At 72.6% G+C, this 25,641-nt stretch carries 25 protein-coding genes; 9 read left to right on the top strand and 16 right to left on the bottom strand.

The genetic code is table 11. The features are described 5' to 3' along the window. The first annotated feature begins 89 nt into the window (after positions 1 to 89). Positions 90 to 605: a rhodanese-like domain-containing protein gene (locus BSL84_RS05105; RefSeq protein ID WP_075969904.1), complete on the top strand. Its 516-nt coding sequence runs from the start codon at positions 90 to 92 to the stop codon at positions 603 to 605. Between the two features lie 104 nt (positions 606 to 709). On the opposite strand, the gene BSL84_RS05100 is transcribed toward BSL84_RS05105, so the two are convergent. The 3 genes from BSL84_RS05100 to BSL84_RS05090 form a co-directional block, all read right to left on the bottom strand. Beyond that, the gene (locus tag BSL84_RS05100) at positions 710 to 2,413 is read right to left on the bottom strand and encodes a DUF885 domain-containing protein (RefSeq protein ID WP_075969903.1); all 1,704 of its coding nucleotides are present in this window, start codon (positions 2,411 to 2,413) and stop codon (positions 710 to 712) included. A 234-nt stretch (positions 2,414 to 2,647) separates the two neighbouring features. After that, the gene (locus BSL84_RS05095; protein WP_075969902.1) at positions 2,648 to 4,099 is read right to left on the bottom strand and encodes a GNAT family N-acetyltransferase; all 1,452 of its coding nucleotides are present in this window, start codon (positions 4,097 to 4,099) and stop codon (positions 2,648 to 2,650) included. A 136-nt stretch (positions 4,100 to 4,235) separates the two neighbouring features. Continuing rightward, entirely contained in the window at positions 4,236 to 5,111 is an 876-nt protein-coding gene (locus tag BSL84_RS05090) for an alpha/beta fold hydrolase (protein ID WP_037660958.1), read from the bottom strand. 293 nt (positions 5,112 to 5,404) lie between these two features. Here BSL84_RS05090 and BSL84_RS05085 point away from each other — a divergent pair, with 293 nt between their 5' ends. Then, positions 5,405 to 6,172, top strand: a complete 768-nt coding sequence (locus tag BSL84_RS05085; RefSeq protein ID WP_045321013.1) for a GntR family transcriptional regulator — start codon at positions 5,405 to 5,407, stop codon at positions 6,170 to 6,172. A 127-nt stretch (positions 6,173 to 6,299) separates the two neighbouring features. Here BSL84_RS05085 and BSL84_RS05080 read toward each other — a convergent pair whose 3' ends face one another. From BSL84_RS05080 to BSL84_RS05070, 3 genes are all read right to left on the bottom strand, one after another. Beyond that, entirely contained in the window at positions 6,300 to 7,457 is a 1,158-nt protein-coding gene (locus BSL84_RS05080) for an ROK family transcriptional regulator (protein ID WP_030026945.1), read from the bottom strand. Between the two features lie 108 nt (positions 7,458 to 7,565). Next, the gene (locus BSL84_RS05075) at positions 7,566 to 8,216 is read right to left on the bottom strand and encodes a response regulator (RefSeq protein WP_030026944.1); all 651 of its coding nucleotides are present in this window, start codon (positions 8,214 to 8,216) and stop codon (positions 7,566 to 7,568) included. Positions 8,217 to 8,220: 4 nt separating this feature from the next. Then, a complete protein-coding gene (locus BSL84_RS05070; protein WP_075969901.1) occupies positions 8,221 to 9,399 on the bottom strand; it encodes a sensor histidine kinase in 1,179 nt (392 codons plus the stop codon). A gap of 108 nt (positions 9,400 to 9,507) precedes the next feature. Between BSL84_RS05070 and BSL84_RS05065 the strand changes: the two genes are divergently transcribed. From BSL84_RS05065 to BSL84_RS05050, 4 genes are all read left to right on the top strand, one after another. Beyond that, entirely contained in the window at positions 9,508 to 10,419 is a 912-nt protein-coding gene (locus BSL84_RS05065) for an ABC transporter ATP-binding protein (protein ID WP_030026942.1), read from the top strand. Between the two features lie 28 nt (positions 10,420 to 10,447). Beyond that, on the top strand, positions 10,448 to 11,197 hold the full coding sequence (locus BSL84_RS05060) for an ABC transporter permease (RefSeq protein ID WP_030026941.1): 750 nt from the start codon (positions 10,448 to 10,450) through the stop codon (positions 11,195 to 11,197). Between the two features lie 40 nt (positions 11,198 to 11,237). Next, complete coding sequence (locus BSL84_RS05055) at positions 11,238 to 11,675, top strand: hypothetical protein (RefSeq protein ID WP_075969900.1); 438 nt, start codon at positions 11,238 to 11,240, stop codon at positions 11,673 to 11,675. A gap of 111 nt (positions 11,676 to 11,786) precedes the next feature. After that, positions 11,787 to 12,770, top strand: a complete 984-nt coding sequence (locus tag BSL84_RS05050; protein WP_078848800.1) for a tetratricopeptide repeat protein — start codon at positions 11,787 to 11,789, stop codon at positions 12,768 to 12,770. Positions 12,771 to 12,796: 26 nt separating this feature from the next. On the opposite strand, the gene mug is transcribed toward BSL84_RS05050, so the two are convergent. The 5 genes from mug to BSL84_RS05025 all read right to left on the bottom strand — a co-directional run bounded on the left by mug (position 12,797) and on the right by BSL84_RS05025 (position 18,048). Further along, positions 12,797 to 13,339, bottom strand: a complete 543-nt coding sequence (gene mug, locus BSL84_RS05045; RefSeq protein WP_045321011.1) for a G/U mismatch-specific DNA glycosylase — start codon at positions 13,337 to 13,339, stop codon at positions 12,797 to 12,799. Beyond that, positions 13,336 to 14,769, bottom strand: coding sequence for an adenylosuccinate lyase (gene purB, locus BSL84_RS05040; protein WP_030026937.1), 1,434 nt, complete (start codon positions 14,767 to 14,769; stop codon positions 13,336 to 13,338). The genes mug and purB overlap by 4 nt, the downstream gene beginning before the upstream one ends. Before the next feature lie 71 nt (positions 14,770 to 14,840). Further along, the gene (locus BSL84_RS05035; RefSeq protein ID WP_030026936.1) at positions 14,841 to 15,623 is read right to left on the bottom strand and encodes an SGNH/GDSL hydrolase family protein; all 783 of its coding nucleotides are present in this window, start codon (positions 15,621 to 15,623) and stop codon (positions 14,841 to 14,843) included. Between the two features lie 59 nt (positions 15,624 to 15,682). Beyond that, complete coding sequence (locus BSL84_RS05030) at positions 15,683 to 16,708, bottom strand: hemolysin family protein (RefSeq protein WP_030026935.1); 1,026 nt, start codon at positions 16,706 to 16,708, stop codon at positions 15,683 to 15,685. Beyond that, complete coding sequence (locus tag BSL84_RS05025; RefSeq protein ID WP_075969899.1) at positions 16,705 to 18,048, bottom strand: hemolysin family protein; 1,344 nt, start codon at positions 18,046 to 18,048, stop codon at positions 16,705 to 16,707. Before BSL84_RS05025 ends, BSL84_RS05030 begins: the two co-directional genes overlap by 4 nt. 235 nt (positions 18,049 to 18,283) lie before the next feature. Between BSL84_RS05025 and BSL84_RS05020 the strand changes: the two genes are divergently transcribed. Next, entirely contained in the window at positions 18,284 to 18,727 is a 444-nt protein-coding gene (locus BSL84_RS05020; protein WP_030026931.1) for a GNAT family N-acetyltransferase, read from the top strand. 304 nt (positions 18,728 to 19,031) lie between these two features. Here BSL84_RS05020 and bioD read toward each other — a convergent pair whose 3' ends face one another. From bioD to bioB, 3 genes are read right to left on the bottom strand one after another with little or no spacing between them, the layout of a single operon-like run. Continuing rightward, positions 19,032 to 19,775, bottom strand: coding sequence for a dethiobiotin synthase (gene bioD, locus BSL84_RS05015; RefSeq protein ID WP_045321007.1), 744 nt, complete (start codon positions 19,773 to 19,775; stop codon positions 19,032 to 19,034). A 9-nt stretch (positions 19,776 to 19,784) separates the two neighbouring features. Then, complete coding sequence (locus BSL84_RS05010; RefSeq protein ID WP_075969898.1) at positions 19,785 to 21,107, bottom strand: adenosylmethionine--8-amino-7-oxononanoate transaminase; 1,323 nt, start codon at positions 21,105 to 21,107, stop codon at positions 19,785 to 19,787. After that, a complete protein-coding gene (gene bioB, locus BSL84_RS05005; RefSeq protein ID WP_075969897.1) occupies positions 21,100 to 22,371 on the bottom strand; it encodes a biotin synthase BioB in 1,272 nt (423 codons plus the stop codon). The genes BSL84_RS05010 and bioB overlap by 8 nt, the downstream gene beginning before the upstream one ends. 156 nt (positions 22,372 to 22,527) lie before the next feature. Between bioB and BSL84_RS05000 the strand changes: the two genes are divergently transcribed. Next, entirely contained in the window at positions 22,528 to 23,703 is a 1,176-nt protein-coding gene (locus BSL84_RS05000) for an 8-amino-7-oxononanoate synthase (protein ID WP_075969896.1), read from the top strand. A gap of 40 nt (positions 23,704 to 23,743) precedes the next feature. Here BSL84_RS05000 and BSL84_RS04995 read toward each other — a convergent pair whose 3' ends face one another. Together BSL84_RS04995 and BSL84_RS04990 are read right to left on the bottom strand one after the other, a co-directional pair. Further along, positions 23,744 to 23,971, bottom strand: coding sequence for a DUF397 domain-containing protein (locus tag BSL84_RS04995; protein WP_030028844.1), 228 nt, complete (start codon positions 23,969 to 23,971; stop codon positions 23,744 to 23,746). A gap of 13 nt (positions 23,972 to 23,984) precedes the next feature. Continuing rightward, positions 23,985 to 24,869 carry a helix-turn-helix domain-containing protein gene (locus tag BSL84_RS04990; RefSeq protein WP_045321003.1) on the bottom strand — a complete coding sequence of 295 codons (885 nt, stop codon included), beginning with the start codon at positions 24,867 to 24,869 and terminating at the stop codon, positions 23,985 to 23,987. Positions 24,870 to 25,065: 196 nt separating this feature from the next. Here BSL84_RS04990 and BSL84_RS04985 point away from each other — a divergent pair, with 196 nt between their 5' ends. After that, the gene (locus BSL84_RS04985) at positions 25,066 to 25,515 is read left to right on the top strand and encodes an ATP-binding protein (protein ID WP_030028848.1); all 450 of its coding nucleotides are present in this window, start codon (positions 25,066 to 25,068) and stop codon (positions 25,513 to 25,515) included. The last annotated feature ends 126 nt before the right edge of the window (positions 25,516 to 25,641 follow it).

Genomic DNA, 25,641 nt, shown 5'->3' with positions numbered 1-25,641 from the left:
AGGTCTAGCAGGGGATTCCCCGGCAGAACAAGGGGAAGGCCGGGGAAAGTCACTTCCGAGGAAGATCAACAGATCGTAGATTTCCCACCATGACGACGACACAGAACGCCTCTTCCGTCCCGGCCGCCGACAACCCCGTACTCCGGGTGCCCCCGGCCTCCCCGGCCGCGGCCGCCGCGTACTTCGCCGCAAGCCTGGCCTTCCACGCCGACGTCTCGGACGTCGCGAGCGCCTTCCGGGCCCACCGCGAGTCGGGCGCCGAGCTGGGCTTCCAGCTCGTCGACTCCCGCTCCACGCCCGCCTGGGACCAGGCGCACGTGCCCGGCGCGGTCCACCTGCCCACCGCCCTCATTCCCGAGCAGGCCGAACGGCTCCTGGACAGGAACATCCCCGTCGTGACGTACTGCTGGGGCCCCGGCTGCAACGGCGGCACCCGCTCCGCCCTCGCCCTGGCCGAACTGGGCTTCCAGGTCAAGGAGATGCTCGGCGGCATCGAGTACTGGATCCGCGAGGGCTTCGAGGTCGAGACCTGGCAGGGCACGCAGCAGCGCGCCGAGGCCGACCCGCTGACCGCGCCGACCGGCTCGGACGACTGCGGCTGTTGACGCGCCCGGCACACGGCCGGGCCGCCCGCTCCGCGAGGGGACGGGCGGCCCGCCCGGCGCCCGCCGCGCGCGGGACCGCGAGGCGGCCGCGCGCGGACCGGGCGTCAGAGCTTCGACAGCTCGTCCAGCAGGTCGTCCAGACCCAGCGAACCCTGCGACAGCGCAGCCATGTGCCACGCCTTCAGGTCGAAGGAGTCGCCGTGCGCGGCGCGCGCGTTGTCCCGGCCCAGCAGCCAGGTCCGCTCCCCCAGCTTGTATCCGATCGCCTGCCCCGGCATCGACAGGTACCGGGTCACCTCGCTCTCCACGAACTCCGCCGGCCGGCCGCTGTGCAGGCCGAAGAACTCCTGCGCGAGGTCCACCGTCCACCGCTCACCCGGGTGGAAGGGCGAATCCGCCGGGATCTCCAGGCCCAGGTGCATGCCGATGTCCACGATGACCCGCGCGGCGCGCATCATCTGGCAGTCCAGGTAACCCAGTCGCTGCTCGGCGTCCTTGAGGTAGCCCAGCTCGTCCATCAGCCGCTCCGCGTACAGGGCCCAGCCCTCGCAGTTGGCGCTGACCCAGCCGACGGTGGCCTGGTAGCGGGAGAGCTGGTCCGCCACATGCGTCCACTGCGCCAGCTGGAGGTGGTGGCCGGGCACGCCCTCGTGGTACCAGGTGGAGACCAGGTCGTAGACCGGGAAGCGGGTCTGCCCCATGGTGGGCAGCCAGGTGCGTCCGGGTCGGGAGAAGTCCTCCGAGGGGGAGGTGTAGTACGGGGCCGCGGCGCCGCCCGGAGGGGCGATGCGGGACTCCACCTTGCGGACCCGCTCGGCGAGTTCGAAGTGGGTGCCGTCCAGGTTCTCGATGGCCTCGTCCATGATGCCCTGCAGCCAGGCCTGGACCTCGTCCACCCCTTCGATGTGGGTGCCGTGCTCGTCCAGGTGCTTCAGCGCCTCCCAGGGGCCGGCACCCGGCAGGATCTTGGCCGCCTCGGTCTTCATCTCGGCGAGCAGCCGGTGGTATTCCGACCAGCCGTACGCGTAGGCCTCGTCGAGGTCCAGGTCGGTGCCGTTGAAGTACCGGGACCAGCGGGCGTACCGCTCGCGGCCCACCGTGTCCGGGCGGCCCTCGACGGCGGGGGCGTAGACCGCGCGCATCCAGTCGCGCAGTTCCACGACGGCGGCGGTCGCGCCGGCGGCCGCCGCGTCCAGCTCGGCACGCAGCAACTGCGGGCCGTTCGAGGCGAAGTCCTCGAAGAAGGCCGCGGCGGTGCCGTCCTGGCCCGCCCAGGTGGTCAGCTGGCCGATCATGGTCTCGGTGGCGCGCGGACCGCCGTACAGACCGCGGTCCAGGCCGAGCTGAAGGCTCTCGCGGTAGCCGGCGAAGGCGTCCGGGACGGCGCGCAGCCGCTCGGCGATCGCCGCCCATTCCTCGTCGGTGTCGGCCGGGGTCAGGGAGAAGACCTCGCGGACCGAGTGCACCGGGCTGTGGATGTTGCTGACCGCGCACAGCTCCTCGTCGGCCTCGTGCACGGCGAGCTCGGCGGTGAGCCGTTCACGGAGCAGACGGCCGCAGCGGCGCTCGGCGTCGGAGTCGGCTCCGGGCAGGGCCTCCGCGGCGTCGAGGCGCGCGAGGGTCGTGCGGGAGAGTTCGGCGACGGCGGCGCGGCCCGCCGGGGAGAAGTCCGGGAGCTTGGCGGAGCTCTCGGCTACACCCAGGTAGGTACCGGTGATGGGGTCGAGGGCGATGAGGCCGTCGACGTACTCGTCGGCCACCTGGCGGGGCAGCCGGGGGACGCTGCCGGTGTGGAGGGTCTCTGACATGCGGCCATCTTCGTATGTGAGGCGTCCTCCCGTCATCACCCATTGTCGTCAGCCTCCTGACATGGGCCGGAGCGCGGCTGCCGGCCGCACCCGGATGTGGTCAACAGGCCGTGCCTACAAGCGATTTCAGGACCGGGGGTGGGTCGTCTGCTCGGCGGTGCGGCCCGGAGTTTGGCCGGATCCGGACGCAGGCGCCCCGTACGGAGACGGGGGCGCCTGCCTCCGCAGGCCGGTTCAGTGGCGGCCGCGCGGAGTCGGGGAGTCGTACGGCAGGGCGAGGGGAACCCCGTACGCACGACGCGTGCCGGGGGGTGCCGCTTCCAACCGGGCCGTGATCACCAGGGTGCCCTCCTCGATCTGGTAGTCGAGGGGGAGGCCGAGGCCGCGCATGGCCGCGACCATGCCGGTGTTGGCTGCTCGGGTGACGGCGTACACACTGTCGCACCCGGCCTCGACGGCCATGGCGACGAGCCGGCCGAGCAGCTCGGTGCCGATGCCGCGGCGCTGCCAGTCGTCCTCGATGAGCAGCGCGACCTCGGTCTCGTCGCCGTCCCACAGCAGGTGGCCGAGGGCCACGAGCTTCCCGGACGCGGTGGTGGCGGCGAGGGTACGGCCGAAGCGCGGGCTGAGCAGGTGGCCGAGGTAGCGGTCGGCGTCGGAGACGGGCCCGTGGTAGCGCAGCCCGAGGGTGCGCTCCGAGCAGCGGTCGTGCATGGCGCGGGCCGCGGCCAGGTCGGATCCGTCGGCTCGGCGCACGGTGATCTCGTTGCCCTCGGGGAGGGTCAGCACGTCCTGGCTGCGCGGGACGCGCGGGCCGAGCCGGGCGTCGAGCTCGACCAGGGCGCGGGCCCGGGCGAACTCGGTCGGGGTGAAGGGCAGGTAGGGCCGCTCGATGGTGATCGCGCCGCCCGCGGGATCGCGCAGCCGCATGACGGTGTCCTCCAGTACGCCCTCGACGGGGGCCTCCGCGCCCGCGTTGGGGCGGCCGGAGAGCGTGGTCGCCGGGATCGAGTGGATCGTGCAGCGGCCGAGCAGCTGGCGCAGGGCGAGGGGGAGTTCGGCGGCGTCCAGCGCCGTGCGCGTGGCCAGGCCGAGCAGCCGCGTCGGGGTGTCGACGAGGTCGTGGGCGTCGGCGCGCTCGATCCATGTGCTGTGGCCCCCGGCCTGGGAGACGGCACGGGTGAGATCGGCGGAGGGGAGCTGCTGCGGGGCGCGCAGCAGGAACTCGTCCACGGTGCCGCCCTCGGGCAGCGGGTGCGTCTGGAGGGTGAGGATGTCCACGCCGTGGCGGGCGAGGGCGGTGCAGAGGACGGCCAGGGAGCCGGGCTGGTCCCGTACGGTCGTGCGCATCCGCCACAGGGTGGTCGCGGCGGGCGCCGCCGACGGGGCCGGTTCGCCGGGCGGCGGCGTGCCGGGCGGCGGCGTGCTGGACGGCGGTGTGCTGGGCGGTGGCGCATGGCTGTGGCGCCGCGCCCACCAGGTGTGGAAGGCGGCGGTCACCAGCAGCGCGATGGCCGAGGCGACCAGCAGGACCGGGCCCCGGGGGCCGTGTACGACGAGATTGGCGATGGCGTCGGCGACCGCGACGGCGCAGAACAGTGCGGCGAGTTCGACGACGTCGCGGCGCCAGTGGTGGCGCTGGTGGTGCTGGGGACGCTGGGCGGGGGCGTGGGCACGGTCAGTCATGCACGCCACTGTGGCGCAAGGGTGTTGCGTGATCACGAACGAACTGTGACCGACTGGTTAAGTGTCCATCTGGCCGATTTCGCCTGGTTCTCGGGGCGGGCTGTCCGGCCGCCGCTCGCCGGTCCGATGCGGTCGCTCACTCGGTCGCGTACTCCTTCTCACGCGGCGGGGCCGGCTCGGCGCTGCGTGCCGTGTCCAGTACCACCCGGGCGACGAGGGCCGGGTCGTCGCTCATCGGGACGTGGCCGCAGCCCGGGAGGCGGACCAGCCGTGCGCCGGGGAGGGTGTGCTTGGCCCGTATGCCCTGGCGGCGCAGGAGCAGCCGGTCGCGGGTGCCCCACGCGATGGTGACCGGCAACCCCGGTACGTCGTCGGTGAAGCGTACGGAACCACCCGCGGCCAGGGTGTCCTCGAATCCTCCGGCATGGCGCAGGGCGAGGGTCTCGGCGACCACGGCCTCCGGCGAACGGCGGCCCGGGCGGGCGTAGATGGTGCCGGTCAGCGCGGCCCGGCCGACGGCGGTGCGCGAGAGCCGGCGGACGGCGGGAAGGGGCAGGGCCCCGGCGCCGGCCCGCATCGCCAGAAGGACGGCGAAGGCGTAGCGGCGTTCGGCTTCGGTCCAGAACCCGGCGGGGGAGAGGGCTGTGACGGAGCGGACGAGGCCGCTCCGGCCCATTTCGAGGGCGAGCAGGCCGCCGAGGGAATTGCCCGCGACGTGCGGGCGCTCGACGCCGAGGGCCGTGCACAGCGCTCCGAGCGCCGGTGCCACGGTGTCCAGGGAGTACGGGACGCCCTGGGGCAGCGGCTCCGAGGCGCCGAAGCCGGGCAGGTCGACGGCGATCACGTCGTGCTCGGCGGCCAGTATGTCGGTCACCGGATGCCAGGCCTGGAGGTGATGGCCGATGCCGTGCAGCAGGAGGAGCGGTTCGCCCGAGCCCTTGCGCTCGTAGGCGACGGTCGTCGTCCGGGGGCCGAGCGGCGAAGTGATCGTGAAGGAGACCGTGGCGGTCATGCTGCTCCTCATCGGTTGGACGTGACTGCTGCGAGACAGGCTGTCAGGAGTGCCCACCGCCATGATTACCGTCGGGTAGCCCTTGGCTACAAGCCTTCGGCGCATACGAGAACATCCCGTGAACGGCTTGATACATATGCCCGGTCTGCCCGGCAAAGGGACGAGCATTGGTCTTGACCAAGGGGGTGCACCGTCCTATCGTCGCAGGGATAGTGCAGGAACCTTTAATAAACAAGGGCGCGGAACTGCCGCCGGAACACACGGCGAGTGCGGCGAGGGCAGGAGGAGTCAGGGTGGGGACCACGCAGCTCGAAACGGTGCCGGAGCCGAAGTACTGGCACCTCAAGACCGTCCTCAGCGAGGCGCTCGACCAGGACTTCGCCGTCGGCGAGGTCCTGCCCAACGAACGTGAACTCGCAGCCCGTTTCGGAGTCGCCCGCGCGACCCTGCGGCAGGCGCTGGAGCAGCTGGAGCTCGAAGGCCGGCTGCAGCGCCGCCGCGGCGTCGGCACGACCGTCGCCCCGCCGCGTGTCGGGGTGGCCGTCGGCAGCGCCCGGCACAGCTGGCCCGGGGAGGCCGCGGACGGTTGGGAGCCGCAGGACGCGTCGGAGTCCCTGCCGTCTGCCGCCGTGGTGAAGCTGCTCGGCCCCGGTGGGGCGTTCGCCGCCGACCAGCCGGTGCACACCGTGCGCCGGACCAGGATGACGAACGGTCAGGCCGTCGCCGCCGAGCTGCTGTACGTGCCGGTCGCCTCGGTGCCCGGACTGCCCGCCATCGAAGCCCCGTCGGGCCCCGCCCGTGCGCGTGCCGTCCTGCGGGAGCTGCAGCGGCTGGTCCTCGACGGCCAGGACCGGTCGGTGGAGCTCGGCTCCGCCCGCGCCGACGACGCCAAGGAACTGGACCGGCTGCCCGGCGCGCCGGTGCTCCTGGTCACCACGCGGTACTTCACCGCCGCGGGTACCGCCGCGGTCTCGGTGGCCACCTACCGCGCCGACACCTGCCGCCTCACCTTCGGTGACTCCGGCGGCGTCGAGATCACGCACGAGCCCGTCGCCTCCTGACACCCGACCGAGCCGGACGGCCGTGGTGCGGCCCGCGTGTGCGGGCCGCACCACGGCCGTCCGGCCTTTCGGGGTGCCGGGGCCGCCGGGCCGCCTACTGCGCGGTGCCCGGTGCCGGTGACCGGTGTCAGTGGGGGCGGGCCGTGACCGTCTTCTCCACCGCGAAGAGCTCCTCCTCGACGTGGTCGAGCGCGAGCCGGAGGGCACCGGTCGCCACCGCGGCCTCGCCGAGCAGCGACAGGGACACACGCGGCGGGCGCAGGCAGTACCGCTCAAGCTCACGGCGCAGGGGATCCAGGACGCCGTCCAGGCCGGCCGCCCAGCCGCCGACGACCACCAGCTCCGGATCCATCGCCAGGACCAGCGCCGCCACGTCGTGGACGAGACGCTGCAGGAACCGCTCGACCGCGGCGACGGCCCGCTCGTCGCCCCGCTTGGCCTTCGCGAACACCTCGGCGACGGCCGGCTCGTCCAGCGGGTGCAGAGGCTCGCCCGTCGTCGACAGCAGCCGCTCGGGCGTGGCTTCGCGGCCCAGCAGGTGCAGGGCTCCGATCTCCCCGGCCGCCCCGCCGAAGCCCCGGTGCAGCCGGCCGCCGATGAGCGAGCCCGCGCCCGGACTGAGACCCGCCATCACGAACACCATGTCTCCGGTGTCCCGCGCGGCCCCCTTCCAGTGCTCGGCGACCGCCGCCGCGTTGGCGTCGTTCTCCACCTGCACCGGGCAGCGGAACGAGCGCCGCAGCCGGTCCCCGAGCGGCAGCCCGGTCCAGCCGGGCAGGGCGGTGCCGAGGCGTACCGTGCCGTCCGCCTCCACGATCCCGGGACTGCCGACCCCGACCGCGCGCAGGGAGTCCCGCGGCACGCCGGCGCGGCGCAGCAGATCGGCCACGGCCGCGCGTACCCGCTCCAGTCGCTCGTCGGCGGAGGCCGTCTCTGCGACCTCCTTGGTGCCGGCGCCGATGATGCGCCCGTCCAGCCCGGACAGCAGGACCGCGACGCGGTGCGAGCCGATCTCGATGCCGAGCAGGTGCCCCGCCTCGGCCCGGAACCGGAACCGTCTGGCCGGACGGCCCTGGCGCCGCGCGCCCTCCTCGGCCTCGGCCTCGACGACGAGCCCGGTCCCGATCAGTCCCTCCACGACCCCTTCGACGGTCGGCCGGGAGAGCCCGGTCAGCCGTGTGAGGTCGGTGAGGCTCGGCGAGCCGGCCGTACGCAGTGCACGCAGCACCACCGCGGAATTGATCCGCCGGAGCAGAGAGGGGTCCCCGCCGGTCAGCTGCCCCAACGTGTGTCCTCCCAGCTAGCCAGCTAGCGAGCTTGTCAGCCGGATCGTACTGCGCCCCGGGTGAGGCTGCGAGAAGCAGCCCCCCATCGGCCGGAGCCGGCCTTCCCCTCAGGCGGGGGAGACGAAGCCCGACTCGTACGCCGTGATCACCGCCTGGGTCCGGTCCCGCGCCCCCAGCTTCGCCAGGATGGCACTGACATGCGACTTCACCGTTTCCGTCCCGACGATGAGCTCGGACGCGATCTCCACGTTGGTGAGTCCCCGCGCCATGAGCCGCAGGACCGCCTCCTCCCGCTCGGTCAGGGCGGCCCGCTCCAGCACCGCCCGCGCCTGCCGGTTGCCGTACTCCGCCGCCAGCGCCCGTACGGCCGCCGGGAAGAGCAGCGTCTCGCCCTCCGCCACCAGCCGTACGGCGTGGACGATCTCCGAAGGCTTGGCCCGCTTCAGGAGGAAGCCGTCCGCTCCGGCCCGCAGCGCCTGGTAGACGTACTCGTCGTTCTCGAAGGTGGTCACCACGAGGATCTTCGGCGGGGAGTCCACGGTCCGCAGCACCGCGCGGGTGGCCTCGATCCCGTCGAGCAGCGGCATCCGCACGTCCATGGCCACGACGTCCGGCCGCAGCTGCCGTACGAGCGGGATCACGGAGGCGCCGTCGGCGGCTTCACCCACCACCTCGATGTCGGGCTGGGCGTCCAGAACGGCGCGCAGACCCGCGCGGACCAGGGGTTCGTCGTCGACGAGCAGAACGGTAACCGGCATCCCGTCAGCGTATTCGCTCCAGCGGCAGCCGCGCGCGAACCCTCCAGCCTCCCTCGTACAGCCCGGTCTCGGCCTCCCCGCCGAGCAGCGCGGCCCGTTCGCGTATCCCGCGCAGTCCGCTTCCGCCGCCGATCGTCATGCCGGGGCGTTCCGGCAGGGCGTTCGTCACCTCCAGATCCAGCCGGTCCTCGGCCATCTCCACCCGGACCCGGACCGGCACGGGGCCGCAGTGGCGCAGCACGTTGGTGAGCGCCTCCTGCAGGATCCGGTACCCCTCACGGGTGACCGGTCCCGGCAACGTCGCCAGCGGCCCTGTCAGTTGCGCGTCCACCTCGGAGCCGGACGCCCGCGCCGACTCCAGCAGCCGGTCGGCTTCCGCCAGCGTCGGCCGCTGCGAGGGCGGCTGTCCCGACTCCCGCAGCACGCCGAGCACGCGCTCCAGATCCTCCAGCGCGGCTCTGCCCGTCTCCTCGATGGCGCACAATGCCCGGTCGGTGAAGGCGGGATCGCCTGCCGCGCGCGCCGCCCCCGCCTGCACGACGGCCACGGTCAGCGCGTGCCCGATCGAATCGTGCAACTCCCGCGCGATCCGTGTCCGCTCCAGCAGCTGCTCCGTCCGCTCCTCCAGCGCGCTCAGCCGCTCGGCCGCCGAAGGGCCGAGCAACCGGGTGGCGGCAGCAGTGACCAGTTCGCCGAGCACGACCACGACGGCCATGAGGACGACGAGCGGAAAGGGCGCCAACAGCGCGGCGAGCCAGCGACTCTCCGGTATGTGCGGCGCCAGGGGGTCGGGGTCGAGGGAATGCCCGAGAGCCGTCGCGATGAGTTCGACGGTCATCGCCGGCATCCAGACGGTGGCGCCGACCGCGCCGATGGCGACGACCATGCGCGTCGCCAGCCACAGCACCGTCCGCCAGCGGTCCCCCCAGTGCGCGGACGAGGCCAGGCTTATGGCGCCCTCGGCCGAGCCGCGGTCGTGCGGCGTGAGCAGGAACTGCGCCTGGAGCCCTTCCGCGAGCCGGACCCAGGGCACCAGCCCGAACGGGAGCACGAGCAGCAACGGCCCCCACGGCCACTCCGGGACCACGAACATCCATATGGCCAGCACCAGCACCGGCACGCAGAGGTGCAGCCAGCGCGAATACGTCACTGGTCGGAACGGGGCCCTGAGCAGTCGGTACATGCCCCCATGGTCGCAGCGCCCCGCCAGGTGCCGTCTCCCCCGTGCGGGGGAGACGGCACCCCCGCACGGGGGAGGGAGGAGGGTGGGGCGGGCGGCGAATCTTGAGCCATGAACAGCATCGAGATTCGAGAACTGACCAAGGCATACGGCTCCCACCGTGCGGTGGACGGCCTCACCTTCGATGTACGGCCCGGGCGGGTCACCGGATTCCTGGGCCCCAACGGCGCCGGGAAGTCCACCACCATGCGCCTCCTGCTGGGCCTGGACCGGGCGACCTCCGGCACGGCAACCATCGGCGGCCGGCGCTATCTGGACCTGCCGGACCCGCTCCACCGGGTCGGCGCCCTCCTCGACGCACATTCGGCACACGGCGGACGCACCGCCCGCGACCACCTCCGCTTCCTGGCCGCCGCAGGCCGCATCCCCGTCCGCCGGGTCGACGAGGTCCTGGAACAGGCCGGCATAGCCTCGGTGGCCCGGCGGCGGATCAAGTCCTTCTCACTCGGCATGCGCCAGCGCCTCGGCATAGCCGCCGCGCTGCTGGGCGACCCCGGGGTGCTCCTCCTGGACGAGCCGACCAACGGACTCGACCCCGAAGGCATCATCTGGATACGCGAGCTGATGCGCGGCCTCGCCGCCGAAGGACGCACCGTACTGGTCTCCAGCCACCTGATGTCGGAGACCTCCGCGTTCGCCGACCACCTGGTCGTCCTCGGCAACGGCAAGGTCCTCGCCGACACGTCGATGGCGGAGTTCATCGACGCCCGCAGCGCCCGGCGAGTGCGCCTGCGCACCTCCGATCCGACCCGGCTGCGGGCCGCCCTGGCCCGGGACGGCTTCGAGCTGACCGACTCCGGCGACGGGCGGTGGACCGTCGAGGGCATACAGGCCGAACAACTCGGCAACCTCGCAGCCCGAGAGGGCATCCCGGTCCTGGAACTGTCCGACGAGCGCGCCTCACTGGAGCAGGCCTACCTCGATCTCACCGCCGATCACGCGCAGTTCACCGCAACCAACTGACTTTCCCGAGCCTTCAGGAGGCACCGCCATGCGCGCCGCTCTGCCCACCGTCCCCACCCTGCACTCGGAATGGATCAAAATACGGTCCCTGCGCGGCACCCTCGGCGGGCTGATAGCCGTCTTGGCCGCCACCGCCGGCATCCAGGCGCTGACAGCCGCGGCGATCGGCCAGGCCGAGGAAGGCAGCATGGGTTCCGATCCGCTCTTCGCCGCCTACTACGGCGTCTCCTTCGGACAGATCGCCGCGATGGTCTTCGGTGCCGGCGCCGTGTCCAGCGAGTTCCACAACGGAGCGCTGCGCACCTCCCTGGCAGCGGTGCCGAACCGCACCCGCTTCTACCTGTCGAAGATCGCGACAGTGGGCGTGCTGGCCCTGTTGACAGGCCAGGTCACCGGATGGGCGACATTCGTGGCCGGGCAGGCGTTCATGGGGCCTTACGCCCTGGAGCTCGGAGACCCCGGCACCTACCGCGCAGTCGTCGGAAGCGGCCTCTACCTGGCCCTGATGGCGCTGTTCGCAGCCGGTCTGACCGCCGTACTGCGCAGTGGAACGGTGGTGCTGAGCCTGCTCATACCCTTCGTCCTGATGGTGTCCTTCGTCATCGGCGAGGCCTCGGGCGGCGCGGCCCAGTTCCTGCCGGACCGCGCCGGGCAGTTGGTGCTGCACTCCCAGCAGGAGGGCAGCCTCGGCCCCTGGACGGGTCTCGGCGTGATGGCCCTGTGGGCGGGTGCCGCCGTGCTCGCCGGCTGGGCGGCGGTGCGCCGCAGGGACGCGTGACGCCAGGCCAGTTGTCAGTGCTGCTCGGGATACTGGCGCCATGACCACGGCAGAGCACCTCGACACGATCGACCGGCTCCTGACGAAGGAGTTCCCGCAGGAGCCGGTCCGCACCGTCGACAGCAGCAGCGGTCCGGGCTTCCACCTGGCGCAGTTCTCCCGGACACCACACTTCTGGGACGACGACGGCACGCGCCGCATCGAGGCCGCCGACCAGATCAGCGCGGAGTACGGGGCGCTCACCCAGGCCGCGACCGACCGGTGGGGGAGCCCGCAGATCTTCAGCCTGGGGACGCTGAGGAACCGCGTGTTCGAGGGGGAGGAGATACCGCAGCCCTGGACCGACCTGAGCACCAGCACCGACCACGTCCACCTCTGGCAGGCCGGAGAGCGCTGGCTGGTGGCCTGCGTGACCCAACGAGACCGGGAGGACCCCTATGTACTGACAGCAGCCGTCACGGTCATCGACCCGCCGTAACCGGCGATGTGGAGGAGGAGCCGTTGCGGTCGAACCGGTTCTGTCGACCCGCGTGCGGACCGGGTTGACCAGTCGTCACGGATCCACGACGCGTCCGGCTGTTCTCCGGAGATGTCGAATCAGTCAGCGGCGGCGGGCGTCGGTCTCGCCGGTGTGATGGCGCACTGCGGTGGAAGCCCGGTCGCAGCCGTGGAGCTCTTGGTGGCGGCGATAGCCGCGGCCCCGGCGGCTATGGAGCCCTACACGGCCCTCGCCGAGTTGTGGCGGGAGCGGTGCTCAGAACTGCAGCAGAGCCTCGCGGAGGACGGCTCGTCGAGTGCTGTGCTTGCGCAGGCGTACTTCCTGTTCCTCGAAGGGAACATGGACGACGCGGTGATGGCTCTTGGCTCCGTGACGGGAGTGCGGCCCGATGTGGCCTGGGGCGCTGCGCCATGGTTCGGTGATGCGGGCTTCCTCGACGCGGTGAGTGCCGAGGCGCTGGCCGAGGCGTGTCTGCGGACCCTGGACTACGGTCCTGACCTGGACACTGATGAGATGCGTGAACGGTTCGCGCCCTGGTTCCATGCCGTCGACGTCGTGTCCGCCCGGAGCCCCGTTCCTGAGCCGCTCGCCTCCATGGCCCGGTTGCCCCGGTCCTGCGGCCGGTACGAGCTGGCCTTCGACCTGTGCGACCGTGCGGATGCCGTCGAGCGGGTCATGTGGACGGCAGTCGCACGAGCAGCGACCTGGCTCAGGATGGGCGATCTGACACAGGCCGCTGTGGCCTTCGAAAGCGCCTTGCTCCTGGATCCCGCCAACTGGTCCCTCTACCTGGACCTCGCAGATGTGCGCGCCGACCAGGGCGACTTCGCCGCAGCGGCGAGCCTTGTCGCACAGGGTCTGGAGCACGAACCCCGCGAGGTCTCCCTGCGTGCGGCGGGCGCCGCCTACCGCACACGCCTCTCCGGCTCATCCGATGACCTACAACTCCTGATCAGCCTGGCGCCGGAGCTCGCGAACACCGCCTACCGGAACCGGCTGATCGACCACGCCTGTGCCGGGCCGAAGCTGCCACCGAGCCTCGTCGCCCGGGCCCACCGCATCCGCAGGGGCTGACAGCGGGACGAGCTTGCCGAGGGCCGTCAGGACGGGGGAGTGGCTGCTTCGCGGAGGCGGGCGTACTCCCGGGCCATGGACTCGGCGGTCCAGTGGGCGTTGAGGCCGCTGGGATTGGGGAGGGCCCAGATGCGGGTGGAGCCGATGGTGCGCTCCTGGGGGCCGATCTGCGCCTTCCGCTCGCCGAAGGCCGTGCGGTAGGCCGTGACCCCGACGACGGCCAGCCACTGGGGGCGCAGCTGTTCCACCTTGGCCGTCAGGATGCGGCCGCCCTCACGGAACTCCTCGGCGCTCAGCTCGTCGGCGCGGGCCGTGGCGCGGGCCACGACGTTGGTGATGCCGAGGCGGTAGGCCAGGAGCTCTTCCTGCTCGGCGGGGGCAAGGCGGCGCGGGGTGAAGCCGGAGAGGTGCAGGACCGGCCAGAAGCGGTTGCCCGGGCGGGCGAAGTGGTGGCCCGTCGCGGCGGAGAGGAGACCGGGGTTGATGCCGCAGAACAGCACACGCAGACCGCCCGCGACCACGTCCGGGAGGACGCGGTCGCGGGCGGCGGCCAGCTCTTCGGGCGTCAGAGGATCGAGCCCGGCGCGTAACCGGCCGCCTCGGGGTGCTGCTTGGCGATCGCCTCGATGCGGGAGACCACCGCCGCGACCTGGTCGCCCGCGGCGCCGGTGAAGGAGAGCTTGTCCGCCATCAGCGCGTCGAGCTGCGCCCGGTCCAGCGGCATCCGCTCGTCGGCGGCCAGCTTGTCCAGCAGCTCGTTGCGCTCGGCGCCCTGCTCGCGCATGGCGAGCGCGGAGGCGACCGCGTGCTCCTTGATGACCTCGTGGGCGGCCTCCCGCCCCACGCCGGCCCGCACCGCGCCCATCAGGACCTTGGTCGTCGCGAGGAAGGGCAGGTAGCGGTCCAGCTCGCGGGCGACGACCGCGGGGAACGCACCGAACTCGTCGAGGACCGTCAGGAAGGTCTCCAGCAGACCGTCGAAAGCGAAGAAGGCGTCCGGCAGGGCCACGCGGCGGACCACGGAGCAGGAGACGTCGCCCTCGTTCCACTGGTCGCCGGCGAGCTCACCGGTCATCGAGGCATAGCCCCGCAGGATGACCATCAGGCCGTTCACGCGCTCGCAGGAGCGGGTGTTCATCTTGTGGGGCATCGCGGAAGAGCCGACCTGGCCGGGCTTGAAGCCCTCGGTGACCAGCTCGTGGCCGGCCATCAGGCGGATCGTCTTGGCGATCGAGGAGGGGGCGGCGGCCAGCTGGACCAGCGCGGTCACCACGTCGTAGTCGAGCGAGCGCGGGTAGACCTGGCCCACCGAGGTGAAGGCGTGCGCGAAGCCGAGGTGGGTCGCGATCCGCTGCTCCAGGTCGGCCAGCTTGGCGGCGTCGCCGCCGAGCAGGTCGAGCATGTCCTGGGCGGTGCCGACGGGGCCCTTGATGCCGCGCAGCGGGTAGCGGTCGAGGAGGTTCTCCAGGCGGTCGTAGGCCACCAGCAGCTCGTCGGCGGCGGTCGCGAAGCGCTTGCCCAGGGTGGTGGCCTGCGCGGCCACGTTGTGGGAGCGGCCGGCCATGACCAGCTCGGCGTGCTCGCCGGCCAGCTTGCCCAGGCGGGCGAGTACGGCGACCGTACGGTCGCGCGCCAGCTCCAGCGAGAGGCGGATCTGGAGCTGCTCGACGTTCTCGGTCAGGTCGCGGGAGGTCATGCCCTTGTGGACGTGCTCGTGGCCGGCGAGGTCGTTGAACTCCTCGATGCGGGCCTTCACGTCGTGCCGGGTGACCTTCTCGCGTTCGGCGATGGAGGCCAGGTCGACCGTTTCGAGGACGCGCTCGTAGTCGGCGAGGGCCGCGTCCGGGACCTCGATACCGAGGTCCTTCTGGGCACGCAGCACGGCGAGCCACAGCCGCCGCTCCAGCGTCACCTTGTACTCGGGGGACCACAGGACGGCGAGCTCCGCAGAGGCGTAGCGGCCGGCCAGGACATTGGGGATGCGGGGCTTGGCAGTCACGTGTAGGGATTCTACTTGGGCCGCCGCTGTGTGTTTACGCAGGTCGGGCCACCGCTTGCGATTGTGGCTTGCTACGAGGGCGGGGCTTCCCCGTACGGCTGCAGTTCGGGGCGCTTGGCCGGGCGGCCGTCCCCGGAGGAGCGGCCCGTCAGGCGGCGGCCGATCCAGGGCAGCAGGTGCTGCCGGGCGAAGCTCAGGTCCTGCGACCGGCGTGCCGTCCAGCCGGGCGGCTCCGCTGCGGCCAGTTCGGTGCGCCAGTCCAGCTCGGAGGGCAGGCCCAGGGTCTGCCAGACGGCCTCCGCCACCCGGCGGTGGCCTTCGGCGGTCAGGTGCAGCCGGTCGACGTCCCACATCCGGGGGTCCGCGAGGACGGGAGCGCCGTAGAGGTCCACCACGAGCGCCCCGTGCCGGGCGGCGAGCTCGTCGATGGTGGCGAAGAGCTGCTCCATGCGGGGGCGGAAGCGCTCCATCACCGGCCCGTTGCGGCCGGGGGAGCGCATCAGGACGAGCTTCTTGCAGGAGGGGGCGAGGAGCTCCACCGACTCCTCCAGGTGGTCGCGGACGCGGCCCATGTCCACCTTGGGGCGCAGCGCGTCGTTGAGCCCGCCCACCAGCGTGACAACGTCGGCTCCCATCGCGGCCGCCACGGGAACCTGGTCCCGCGCGATCTGCCCGATGAGCTTTCCGCGGACCGCGAGGTTGGCGTAGCGGAATCCCGGCTCGCGCGCCGCGAGACGGGCGGCCAGCAGGTCGGCCCAGCCGCGGTAGGAGCCGTCGGGCAGGAGGTCGGACATTCCCTCGGTGAAGGAGTCGCCGACCGCTACGAAACTGGTGTAAGGCGCATTCATCTCCATGGCGGAGTGATGTTACCGCGCGGTACCCCGACCCTGCCTCGCAGGGCCGGGGCCCACGATCACGCGGAAGCCGGCCTTCCGAACAGTTCCCGCAGCACGTCCTCCATCGTCACCAGGCCCGTCATGGCGTCCGCGGCCCCGAGGACGGCCGCCAGGTGGGTGCGGCTGCGCCGCATCGCGGTCAGCACGTCGTCCAGCGGCGTCTCCGCCCGCACCTGCGCGATCGGCCGCAGCGCGGACGCCGGGAACGGCTCGTCCCGCGACTCCCCGTCCGCGTCCAGGGCGTCCTTCACATGCAGGTAGCCCAGGATCCCGTGCTGCGCGTCGACCACCGGGAAGCGGGAGTACCCGCTCTCGGCGGACAGCCGCTCCAGCCCGGCCGGAGTGATGCCCTCACGGGCCGAGATCACCCGCTCGGCCGGCAGCACCACGTCGGCCACGGGCCGCCGGCCCAGCTCCAGGGCGTCGTGCAGGCGCTCGCTCGCCCGGTCGTCGATGAGCCCGGCGTCGCTGGAGTCCTTCACCATGCGGGCCAGCTCGTCGTCCGAGAACGTCGCGGTGACCTCGTCCCTGACCTCCACCCGCAGCAGCCGCAGCAGGGCGTTCGCGAAGGCGTTGACCGCGAAGATCACCGGCCGCAGCGCCCTCGTGAGGGCCACCAGCGGAGGCCCCAGCAGCAGCGCCGTGCGCACAGGCTCGGACAGCGCCATGTTCTTCGGCACCATCTCGCCGAAGAGCATGTGCAGGTACGTCGCCAGGGCCAGCGCCACCACGAAGGAGATGGCGTGGGTCAGCCCGGACGGCACCCCGACCAGGTCGAAGAGCGGCGTCAGCAGATGGGCGATGGCCGGCTCGGCCACCACACCCAGCACCAGCGTGCACAGGGTGATGCCGAGCTGCGCCGCCGCCATCAGCGCCGACACGTGCTCCAGCCCCCACAGGACGGCGCGGGCCCGCCGGTCGCCCTGCTCGGCGTACGGCTCGATCTGGCTGCGCCGGACCGAGATCAGCGCGAACTCCGCACCGACGAAGAAGGCGTTCACGACCAGGGTCGCCAGGCCGATCAACAGCTGGATCACGGTCATCGCGCGTCCTCCGTCCCGTCGGCGGAGCCGGTGGCGGCGACGGGCGCGTGCAGCAGCACCCGCGCCGCCCGGCGTCCGATGTCGTCCACCACGTCCAGCCGCCAGCCGTCCAGCTCCAGACTGTCGCCGACGGCCGGGATCCGGCCCAGCTCGGTCGCTATCAGACCGGCCAGGGTCTCGTACGGGCCGTCCGGCACCCGCAGTCCGATCCGGCGGAGCTGGTCGGTGCGCGCGGCGCCGTCGGCGGAGTAGAGCTGCCGTCCGGAGCCGTCCGAACCTGCCGGGGCGAGGTCGGGGGTCTCGTGCGGGTCGTGCTCGTCGCGCACCTCGCCGACGACCTCCTCGACGATGTCCTCCAGGGTGGCCACACCCGCCGTGCCGCCGTACTCGTCGATGACCACGGCCATGGTCTGCTTGCCGGACAGCCGGTCCAGCAGCCGGTCCACGGTCAGCGACTCCGGTACGAGCAGGGGCTCGCGCAGGAGCTGCGACACCGGGCGGCGGCGCCGCTCCTCGGCGGGCAGCGCCAGCACGTCCTTGATGTGGACGGTGCCGACGACGGTGTCGAGGCTTCCGCGGTAGACGGGGAAGCGGGACAGGCCGGTGGCCATCGTCGCGTTCGCCACGTCCTCGGCGGTGGTCTGCACGTCGAGGGCGGTGACCTGGACGCGGGGGGTCATCACGTTCTCCGCGGTCAGGTCGGCCAGGTTCAGGGTCCGGACGAACAACTCGGCCGTGTCCTTCTCCAGGGCGCCCTCCTTGGCGGAGTGCCGGGCCAGGGCCACCAGCTCCTGCGGGGTGCGGGCGGAGGCGAGCTCCTCGGTCGGCTCCATGCCCAGGCGGCGCACCAGGTGGTTCGCGGTGGTGTTGAGATGGCTGATCAGCGGCCTGAACGCCCGGCTGAAGACCCGCTGGAAGGTCGCCACCCGCTTGGCGATCGCCAGCGGCGAGGAGATCGCCCAGTTCTTCGGGACCAGCTCGCCGACCACCATCAGGACGACGGTGGACAGCACGGTCCCGAGGACCAGGGCGGTGGAGGACGCGGCACTCGGTGACAGGCCCATCGCGTTGAACGGCCCCTGGAGCAGGGCGGCGATGGACGGCTTGGAGATCATGCCGATGACCAGACCGGTCACGGTGATGCCGAGCTGGGCGCCGGAGAGCTGGAAGGTGAGGGTGCGGACGGCCGCCAGGGCGCTGTCGGCACCGCGCTCACCGCGCTCGACGGCCCGTTCCAGCTCGCTGCGCTCGACGGTCGTGAGCGAGAACTCGGCCGCGACGAAGACTCCGCAGGCAAGGCAGAGAACCAGTGCCACGACGAGCAGGAGGACCTCGGTCATCGGTCGATCACCTCCGTCCCATGATCGGCCAGGTGGAGGGGGATCGCGCGACGTCGCGGACGCGGGGGTCGCGAACGCGGAGGTCGTGGGGCGGGATGTCGTGGACTGGGAGGCTCGCCCATGGGCGGACGCTCACACCTTTCACTCAGGAGGGACTGTGACCACATGGTAAAGGACGAGCAAAGCAGGCGGATCGGCGGTTGGGTCGAGCACCGCCGGGTGATGGGATCAGGACATGAGTGATCTTCATATCGGCCCCGCGGGGGCGGACGACCTCACCGCCGTACTGGACTTCTGGAAGACCGCCGCCGAGGGGACGAGCATCAGCGACGACCTCGCGGGTATCGGATTGCTCCACGAGCGCGACCCGCAGGCGCTGCTGCTCGCGCGCCGCGACGGCGAACTCGTGGGGACCGTGATCGCCGGGTTCGACGGCTGGCGCTGCCACCTCTACCGGCTCGCCGTGCACCCGGGGCACCGGCGGCGGGGGATAGGCGCGGCGCTGCTGGCCGCCGCCGAGGAGCGGTTCGCCGCGCTGGGCGGGCGGCGGGCCGACGCGATGGTGCTCGACGGCAACGTGCGGGCGCACCCGGCGTGGGCGGCGGCCGGGTACGGGGCGCAGGAGCAGTGGACGCGGTGGGTGAAGCCGGTCGGCTCGCCGCCGGGGCCGCAGGGGTGAGGTGCCCGGGCCCGGCGGCCCGTTGCCCCCGCCGTACCGGGGCTCCGCCCCGGGCCCCGTACCGGGGCTCCGCCCCGGGCCCCGCGCCTCAAGCGCCGGCGGGGCTGGGATGCGGGCCCCGCGCCTCAAGCGCCGGCGGGGCTGGGATGCGGGCCCCGCGCCTCAAGCGCCGGCGGGGCTGGGATGCGGGCCCCGCGCCTCAAGCGCCGGCGGGGCTGAAAGAGCGGGGCTCCGCTCCGGGCCCCGCGCCTCAAGCGCCGGCGGGGCTGGAACTGCGGGCTGCGCCCGGGGCTGCGACGGGTGGTCAGGTGGTGGCGGGGGTGTAGGCCGGGGGGGACCAGGCGGTGAGGAAGGACGGGGCCGACCAGGTGCCCGAGAGGGGCGGGGACAGCCAGGAGGGGGCCTCGGCGCGGAAGAGCTCCGGGGGAAGGGTGCCCGCGCCCTCCGGGACCGCGCCCAGGAGCGGCAGCTCCGAGGACTTCGGGAGGTCCGCCAGGTTGCAGCGGGCCGCCAGGTCAGGCGAGTGCGGCCAACTCCCCACGACCACACCCAGCGGGGTCAGGCCCCGGGCCCGCAGGGCCTCCGCCGTGAGGGTCGTGGAGTTGAGCGTCCCCAGCCCCGCCGGGGCGACGATCAGGGTCGGGGCGCCCAGCAGCCGCGCGGCGTCGGCCAGCGTGTGGCCCGCCTCGTCGAACTGCACGAGCAGCCCGCCCGCACCCTCCACCAGGACCAGGTCGTGGTCCCCGGCCAGCCGCCGGGCGGCCTCCGCGATCTGCGCCGGCGCCAGCGTGGGCAGACCCGAGCGCCGGGCGGCCGTGTCCGGGGCCAGGGGCTCCGGGTAGCGGGCCAGTTCCATCGCCGTGACGGAGGAGCCGGCCAGCCGCACCACCTCGGCGGCGTCCCCCGGCTCCTGCGGGCCGACACCCGTCTGCGCCGGCTTGAGCACCGCCACCGACCGGCCCGCCGCGACCGCCGCCGCCGCGACGGCCGCGGTGACCACGGTCTTGCCGATCTCCGTGCCCGTCCCGGACACCATCACTACGGACATCTGGCGCTCTCAGCCTTCCTGGGCCGCCGCGCACACCGCGCGGCAGATACGGTTCACGTCCTCGTCGCCCGTCACGAACGGCGGCATCACGTAGATGAGGTCCCGGAACGGCCTCAGCCACACGCCCTCGCGCACCGCCGCCCGAGTGGCCGCCGCCATGTCCACCGCGTGGTCCAGCTGGACCACGCCGATGGCGCCGAGCACCCGTACGTCCCGTACGCCGGGAATCCCGGCCGCGGCCGACAGGCCCTCGCGCAGCCCGGCCTCGATCCGCTTGACCTCCAGCGCCCAGTCCTGGCCCAGCAGCAGCTCCACGGAGGCCAACGCCACCGCCGTGGCCAGCGGGTTCCCCATGAAGGTGGGGCCGTGGGCGAGCACCGGTACCTCGCCCTGCGAGATCCCGTCGGCCACCCGCTCCGTGCACAGGGTCGCCGCCAGCGTGAGGTAGCCCCCGGTCAGGGACTTGCCCAGGCACATGACGTCCGGGGTGATGCCCGCATGGTCGGCCGCGAACAGCGCGCCCGTACGGCCGAAGCCCGTCGCGATCTCGTCCAGGATCAGCAGGACCCCGTACTCGTCGCACAGCTCGCGCAGCACCCGCAGATAGCCGGGGTGGTGGAAGCGCATGCCGCCGGCGCCCTGCACCACCGGCTCCACGATCACCGCGGCCAGCTCGTCCGCGTGCGCTGCGATCTTGCCGCGAAGGTGGTCGGCGTACGCGGGATCCACGGGCGTGTCGAAGCCGCCGGGCGGCGCGTCCGCGAACACCTGCCGCGGCAGGTGACCCTGCCACAGCTCGTGCATGCCGCCCTGGGGGTCGCAGACGGCCATGGGCTGCCAGGTGTCCCCGTGGTAGCCGCCGCGCCAGGTCAGCAGGCGCGTCTTGCCCGTGCGCCCGAGCGAACGCCAGTACTGCAGGCACATCTTGACGGCGACTTCGACGGCGACCGAACCCGAGTCGGATAGGAAGACGTGCTCCAGCCCCGCGGGGGTGATCTCGACGAGCTTCGCGGCGAGCCGGACGGCGGGCTCATGGGTCAGCCCGCCGAACATCACGTGCGACATCCGGCCGAGCTGCGCGGTCACGGCCTCGTTGAGCACCGGGTGGTTGTAGCCGTGGATGGCGGACCACCAGGAGGACATGCCGTCGACCAGTTCGTCGTGGCCCTCCCCCTGGGACGGGTCGGCGAGCCTCAGCCGCACGCCCGCGGCCGAGTCGACGACCAGCGGCTCCTGCCGCCCGGGCATCGGGCCGTACGGGTGCCAGACGTGCTGCCGGTCCAGCGCGAGCAGTTCCGCGCCGGCCGGGCGCGGGTGGTGCAGATCAGGCATTGGGGGCGATGTCCGTCCCCGCGCCGCGGCGGCGCACGGCCACCAGGTCCGACCGGAGCGCGCCCGGCTCGGCCTGCGCCGGCCGCGCCGGCACCGGCTCGGCTTCGGCGTGCGCGTGGCCCGAGCAGCCGCCGCACGCCGACCCGCAGCCCGCCGCCTCGTCCGAGGCCTCGGACGAAGCCGCGCCCGCGCCCGAACCGCACAGCGAGGCACCGCCGCCCGAACCGCAGCCGCCGCCGGAGGTCGTGTCCGCCAGGTCGGAGCGGTGCGCGGGAAGGGTCGTCGTACCGGCGCCCTCCACCTCGAAACCGGCGTCCGCGATCATGTCGAGGTCTGCCTGCCCGGCCTGGCCCTCACTGGTGAGGTAGTCGCCCAGGAAGATCGAGTTGACGATGTTCAGCGCCAGCGGCTGCAGCGAGCGCAGGTGCACCTCGCGCCCGCCCGCCAGCCGGACCTCGACGTCGGGGCAGACGAACCGGGCCATCGCCAGGATCCGCAGGCAGCGCTGCGGGGTGAGGTTCCACTCCTTGGCCAGCGGAGTTCCCTCGAAGGGGATCAGGAAGTTGACCGGAACCGAGTCGGCGTCCAGCTCGCGCAGCGAGAAGACCACGTCGACGAGGTCCTCGTCGGTCTCGCCCATGCCCGCGATCAGGCCCGAGCAGGCCGACAGGCCCGCCGCGTGCGCCTTCTCCACGGTGTCCACGCGGTCGGCGTAGGTGTGGGTCTTGGTGATCTGGCCGTAGGTGGCCTCGGAGGTGTTCAGATTGTGGTTGTAGGCGTCGGCGCCCGCCTCGCGCAGCTTCTCCGCCTGGCCGTCCGACAGCAGGCCGAGGCACGCGCACACCTCGATGCCCTCGTTCTGCTCCTTGATGGCCTCGATCGTCCTGCCGACGCGCTCCACGTCCCGGTCCGTCGGCCCCCGGCCGCTGGCGACCAGGCAGACCCGCTTCGCCCCGCCGGCGACGCCCGCGGCGGCGGCCTGGGAGGCCTCTTCAGGCTTGAGCCAGGTGTACTTGAGGATCTCGGCCTTCGAGCCCAGGCGCTGGGAACAGTAGGAGCAGTCCTCCGGGCACAGGCCCGACTTCAGGTTGACCAGGTAGTTCAGCTTGACCCGACGCCCGAACCACTGGCGGCGCACCTTGCCGGCCGCGGCCACCACGTCGAGCAGTTCGTCGTCAGAAGTCGCCAGCACGGCGAGCGCTTCTTCGCGGGTCGGCAGCTCGCGCCGCAGCCCCTTGTCCACCAGGGTGTTCAGCAGGTCCATGGACCCGATCCTGTCCCACCGGACCCATCGCGGCCAAGGAGAGATCGCACAACATGGCCGGATGGGTGTGTGTGTATCACCACACCTGGCGGACAAGTCCCGGCGACTAGGGTCGGGCAGGTCTGTGGACTGCCGACAAAACACGAGGACACGCCGATGCGCCAGCACACTCCCGACCCCGCGGACGTCTTCGCCTGGATCGACGACGCGGAGCGCGCACGGGAGCAGGCCGGACTGGTCCGCTCCCTGCGCCCCCGGCCGCCGGTGTCGACGCTGCTGGACCTCGCGAGCAACGACTACCTCGGCCTGTCCCGGCATCCCGAGACCATCCGGGGGGCCCGCGAGGCGGCCGAGTGCTGGGGAGCCGGAGCCACCGGTTCCCGTCTCGTCACCGGCACCACCGAACTGCACGCGGAACTGGAACGGGAGCTCGCCGCCTTCTGCGGCTTCGAGGCCGCGCTCGTGCTGTCCTCCGGATACGCGGCAAACCTCGCCGCCGTCACGGCGCTCAGCGACTGGGGCACGCTCGTCGTCTCCGACGCCGGCAACCACGCCTCCATCGTCGACGGCTGCAGGCTTTCGCGCGCCGAGACCGCGGTGGTCCCGCACTCCGACCCGGACGCCGCGCGCAAGGCGCTCGCCGCGCACGAGGGCCGGGCCCTGCTGGTCAGCGACTCGGTGTTCTCCGTCGACGGCGACGCCGCACCGCTCGCCGGATACGCCGCCGCCTGCCGCGACGAGGGCGCCGCCCTGCTCGTCGACGACGCGCACGGACTGGGCGTGCTGGGTGAGGGGGGCCGGGGCGCGCTGGACGCCGCCGGACTCGCCGGCGCGCCGTACGTGGTCGCCACCCTGACCCTGTCGAAGTCGCTGGGCAGCCAGGGCGGCGCCGTGCTCGGCCCGGCCAAGGTGATCAGACACCTGGTCAACACCGCGCGCACCTTCATCTTCGACACCGGCCTGGCCCCGGCCGCCGCGGGCGCGGCCCTCGCGAGCCTGCGCCTGCTGCGGCGGGAACCGGAGCGCGCCGGCCGCGCCCGCGAGGTGGCCGACCGGCTGTACGGGCGGCTCACCGCGTCCGGCCTGACCGCGGCCCGGCCGGACGCGGCCGTGGTGTCGGTACGGGCCCCGTCGGCGTCGGCGGCACTGCGCTGGGCCGCCGACTGCCGCGAGGCAGGTCTGTCCGTGGGCTGCTTCCGCCCGCCGTCGGTGCCGGACGGCATCTCCCGGCTGCGGCTGACCGCCCGGGCCGACCTCACGGGGGACGAGATCGACCGGGCCGTCGAGACGATCATCGCGACCGCGCCCGCCGGACACCTACTGGTGCCGTGACCGCGAGGTTTTCCGAGCCGCAGCACCAGGACGCGTGCGCCTAGGACGCGTGCGCGTCCGCCTGTACGGAGGCGAGGAAGCCGTCCCAGGCCGGCCCGGTGAAGAGCACGGCCGGGCCGTCCGTCCGCTTGGAGTCGCGGACGGCCAGCAGACCGTCGCCGAGGACGGCCGCTTCCACGCAGTTGTTCATCCCGGTGCTGCGGCTGCTCCGCCGCCACCGCGCGGTTCTGATCAGAAGTCCGCTGGTGCTCAAGGGGGTTGCGGACACGGGGGTGCCTCCTCTACGCGTCGTCAGCGAGTGAGCTGATGAGTTCCGACGAGTCCTCGGGCGGGAGGGCGTGCGCCTGGATGGTGCGGAACGCGGCGCCGTACGCCTCTAGGTCTTCCTTCCGCTCCAGATAGAGGCTACTCGTCAAATGGTCGAGTACCACCACATCCAGATCGGCGATGTTCGTAAATGAGAAAATGACGAACGGTCCGGTGAGGCCGAGATGGCCGCCCACGCTGAACGGAAGGACCTGGAGGCTCACTTGGGGGAGCCGCGCCACCTCCACCAGGTGCCGCAGCTGCTCCGCCATCACCCCGGGCCCGCCGATCTGCCGGCGCAGCACCGCCTCGTCCAGCACCGCGCTCAGCTCCAGCGGCGGATCCGCCCGCAGCACCGACTGCCGGGCCAGCCGTACCTCGACCAGCGCGTCCACCTTCGGTTCCGGAAGCCCGCCGAGCGCGGCCCGGGTCACGGCACGCGCGTACTCGGGGGTCTGTAACAGCCCGGGCACCACGGACAGTTCCACCGTACGGGCCGACCGGGCGCCCGCCTCCAGGCTGATGAAGTCCCGGTACTCCTGCGGCAGCAGCCCCCGGTAGTCGTGCCACCACTGGCGTCCCCGCCCGGTGTCGCCGCCCGGCCCCGGGCCGGCGGCCGAGGCCGACAGGGCTTCCAGGAGGGCGCGCTGCTCCGGGCTCACGAACTCCCCGTAGACGTCGAGGAGCAGGCGGATGTCCTCCGGTTTCACGCCGCTGCGACCCGTCTCGATACGGCTGATTTTCGACTGGTGCCATCCCACGATCCGGGCGGCCTCACCACTGGTGAGCCCGGACCGGTCACGCAGGGCACGCAGTTCCTCGCCGAGCTTGCGCCGACGCACCGCGGGACCGTGCTGCACACCCGCCTCCTTCCACCGGCACAGCTCGCACCAGTCTGCCGTCCAAATACGCTCTTCCGTAGCAGAGTTCACCGCATCGGGCGACAGATATATGCATATCTTTGGGGAAAGGCTGATGTGGCGGCACGATGGGTGGCACTCTGGCGTCCAGCACAGATCCGGGGCTCATCCGCTCCGGTGGGAAAGGGACGTCGCCATGGCAGACCACCAGGAAGCATCCGTCACTCTGCCGAGCGATCCCGCCTCGGTGGCCGCTGCCCGCCGTTATGTCGCGGAAGTGCTGGAGGAGTGGGGACTGCCCGGCGACGCCGAGACCGCCGACAGTGTTCGGTTGATCGTCTCAGAGCTCGCCACCAACGCCGTACAGCACACTTTCGGCCAGTCGCCCACCTTCACCGTCGACATCCGGCTGGAGCGCGAGGAATGGCTCCGGGTCGGGGTGACCGACAGCCACCCGCGCCGGCCCCGCCGGCTCCCCGCCGCCGTCCAGCAGGACAACGGCCGCGGCATGGTCATCATCCGCTGGCTCGCCGCGGAGGCGGGCGGCCGGCTCTCGGTCACGCCCACCGAGGACGGCGGCAAGACGGTGTGGATCGCGCTGCCCTGGACCGCGGGGGCGCCGGCCGCGGCCGGCAGGGGCTGCTGACCGCGGCGAGCGCCGCGGATCCGTATACGGAAGCGGCGGGCCGGTGGCCCGCCGGGCGGAACCGGGTGCCTGCCCGAAACACGGGTTAACCCGGTGGAAAAGTCCCGCCCCTAACCTGGCGGTCCG

This window comes from Streptomyces sp. TN58, from assembly GCF_001941845.1.
Classification (GTDB): Bacteria; Actinomycetota; Actinomycetes; order Streptomycetales; family Streptomycetaceae; genus Streptomyces.
Note: the sequence above shows the minus strand (reverse complement) of the source record. Positions and strands in the feature narration are given on the sequence as shown.

Coding starts and splice junctions, on each gene's coding strand:
- BSL84_RS05105 (WP_075969904.1), top strand. CDS start 90: ATGACGACGACACAGAACGCCTCTTCCGTCCCGGCCGCCGACAACCCC.
- BSL84_RS05100 (WP_075969903.1), bottom strand. CDS start 2,413: ATGTCAGAGACCCTCCACACCGGCAGCGTCCCCCGGCTGCCCCGCCAG.
- BSL84_RS05095 (WP_075969902.1), bottom strand. CDS start 4,099: ATGACTGACCGTGCCCACGCCCCCGCCCAGCGTCCCCAGCACCACCAG.
- BSL84_RS05090 (WP_037660958.1), bottom strand. CDS start 5,111: ATGACCGCCACGGTCTCCTTCACGATCACTTCGCCGCTCGGCCCCCGG.
- BSL84_RS05075 (WP_030026944.1), bottom strand. CDS start 8,216: ATGCCGGTTACCGTTCTGCTCGTCGACGACGAACCCCTGGTCCGCGCG.
- BSL84_RS05070 (WP_075969901.1), bottom strand. CDS start 9,399: ATGTACCGACTGCTCAGGGCCCCGTTCCGACCAGTGACGTATTCGCGC.
- BSL84_RS05065 (WP_030026942.1), top strand. CDS start 9,508: ATGAACAGCATCGAGATTCGAGAACTGACCAAGGCATACGGCTCCCAC.
- BSL84_RS05060 (WP_030026941.1), top strand. CDS start 10,448: ATGCGCGCCGCTCTGCCCACCGTCCCCACCCTGCACTCGGAATGGATC.
- BSL84_RS05055 (WP_075969900.1), top strand. CDS start 11,238: ATGACCACGGCAGAGCACCTCGACACGATCGACCGGCTCCTGACGAAG.
- BSL84_RS05050 (WP_078848800.1), top strand. CDS start 11,787: ATGTCGAATCAGTCAGCGGCGGCGGGCGTCGGTCTCGCCGGTGTGATG.
- BSL84_RS05035 (WP_030026936.1), bottom strand. CDS start 15,623: ATGGAGATGAATGCGCCTTACACCAGTTTCGTAGCGGTCGGCGACTCC.
- BSL84_RS05030 (WP_030026935.1), bottom strand. CDS start 16,708: ATGACCGTGATCCAGCTGTTGATCGGCCTGGCGACCCTGGTCGTGAAC.
- BSL84_RS05025 (WP_075969899.1), bottom strand. CDS start 18,048: ATGACCGAGGTCCTCCTGCTCGTCGTGGCACTGGTTCTCTGCCTTGCC.
- BSL84_RS05020 (WP_030026931.1), top strand. CDS start 18,284: ATGAGTGATCTTCATATCGGCCCCGCGGGGGCGGACGACCTCACCGCC.
- bioD (WP_045321007.1), bottom strand. CDS start 19,775: ATGTCCGTAGTGATGGTGTCCGGGACGGGCACGGAGATCGGCAAGACC.
- BSL84_RS05010 (WP_075969898.1), bottom strand. CDS start 21,107: ATGCCTGATCTGCACCACCCGCGCCCGGCCGGCGCGGAACTGCTCGCG.
- bioB (WP_075969897.1), bottom strand. CDS start 22,371: ATGGACCTGCTGAACACCCTGGTGGACAAGGGGCTGCGGCGCGAGCTG.
- BSL84_RS05000 (WP_075969896.1), top strand. CDS start 22,528: ATGCGCCAGCACACTCCCGACCCCGCGGACGTCTTCGCCTGGATCGAC.
- BSL84_RS04985 (WP_030028848.1), top strand. CDS start 25,066: ATGGCAGACCACCAGGAAGCATCCGTCACTCTGCCGAGCGATCCCGCC.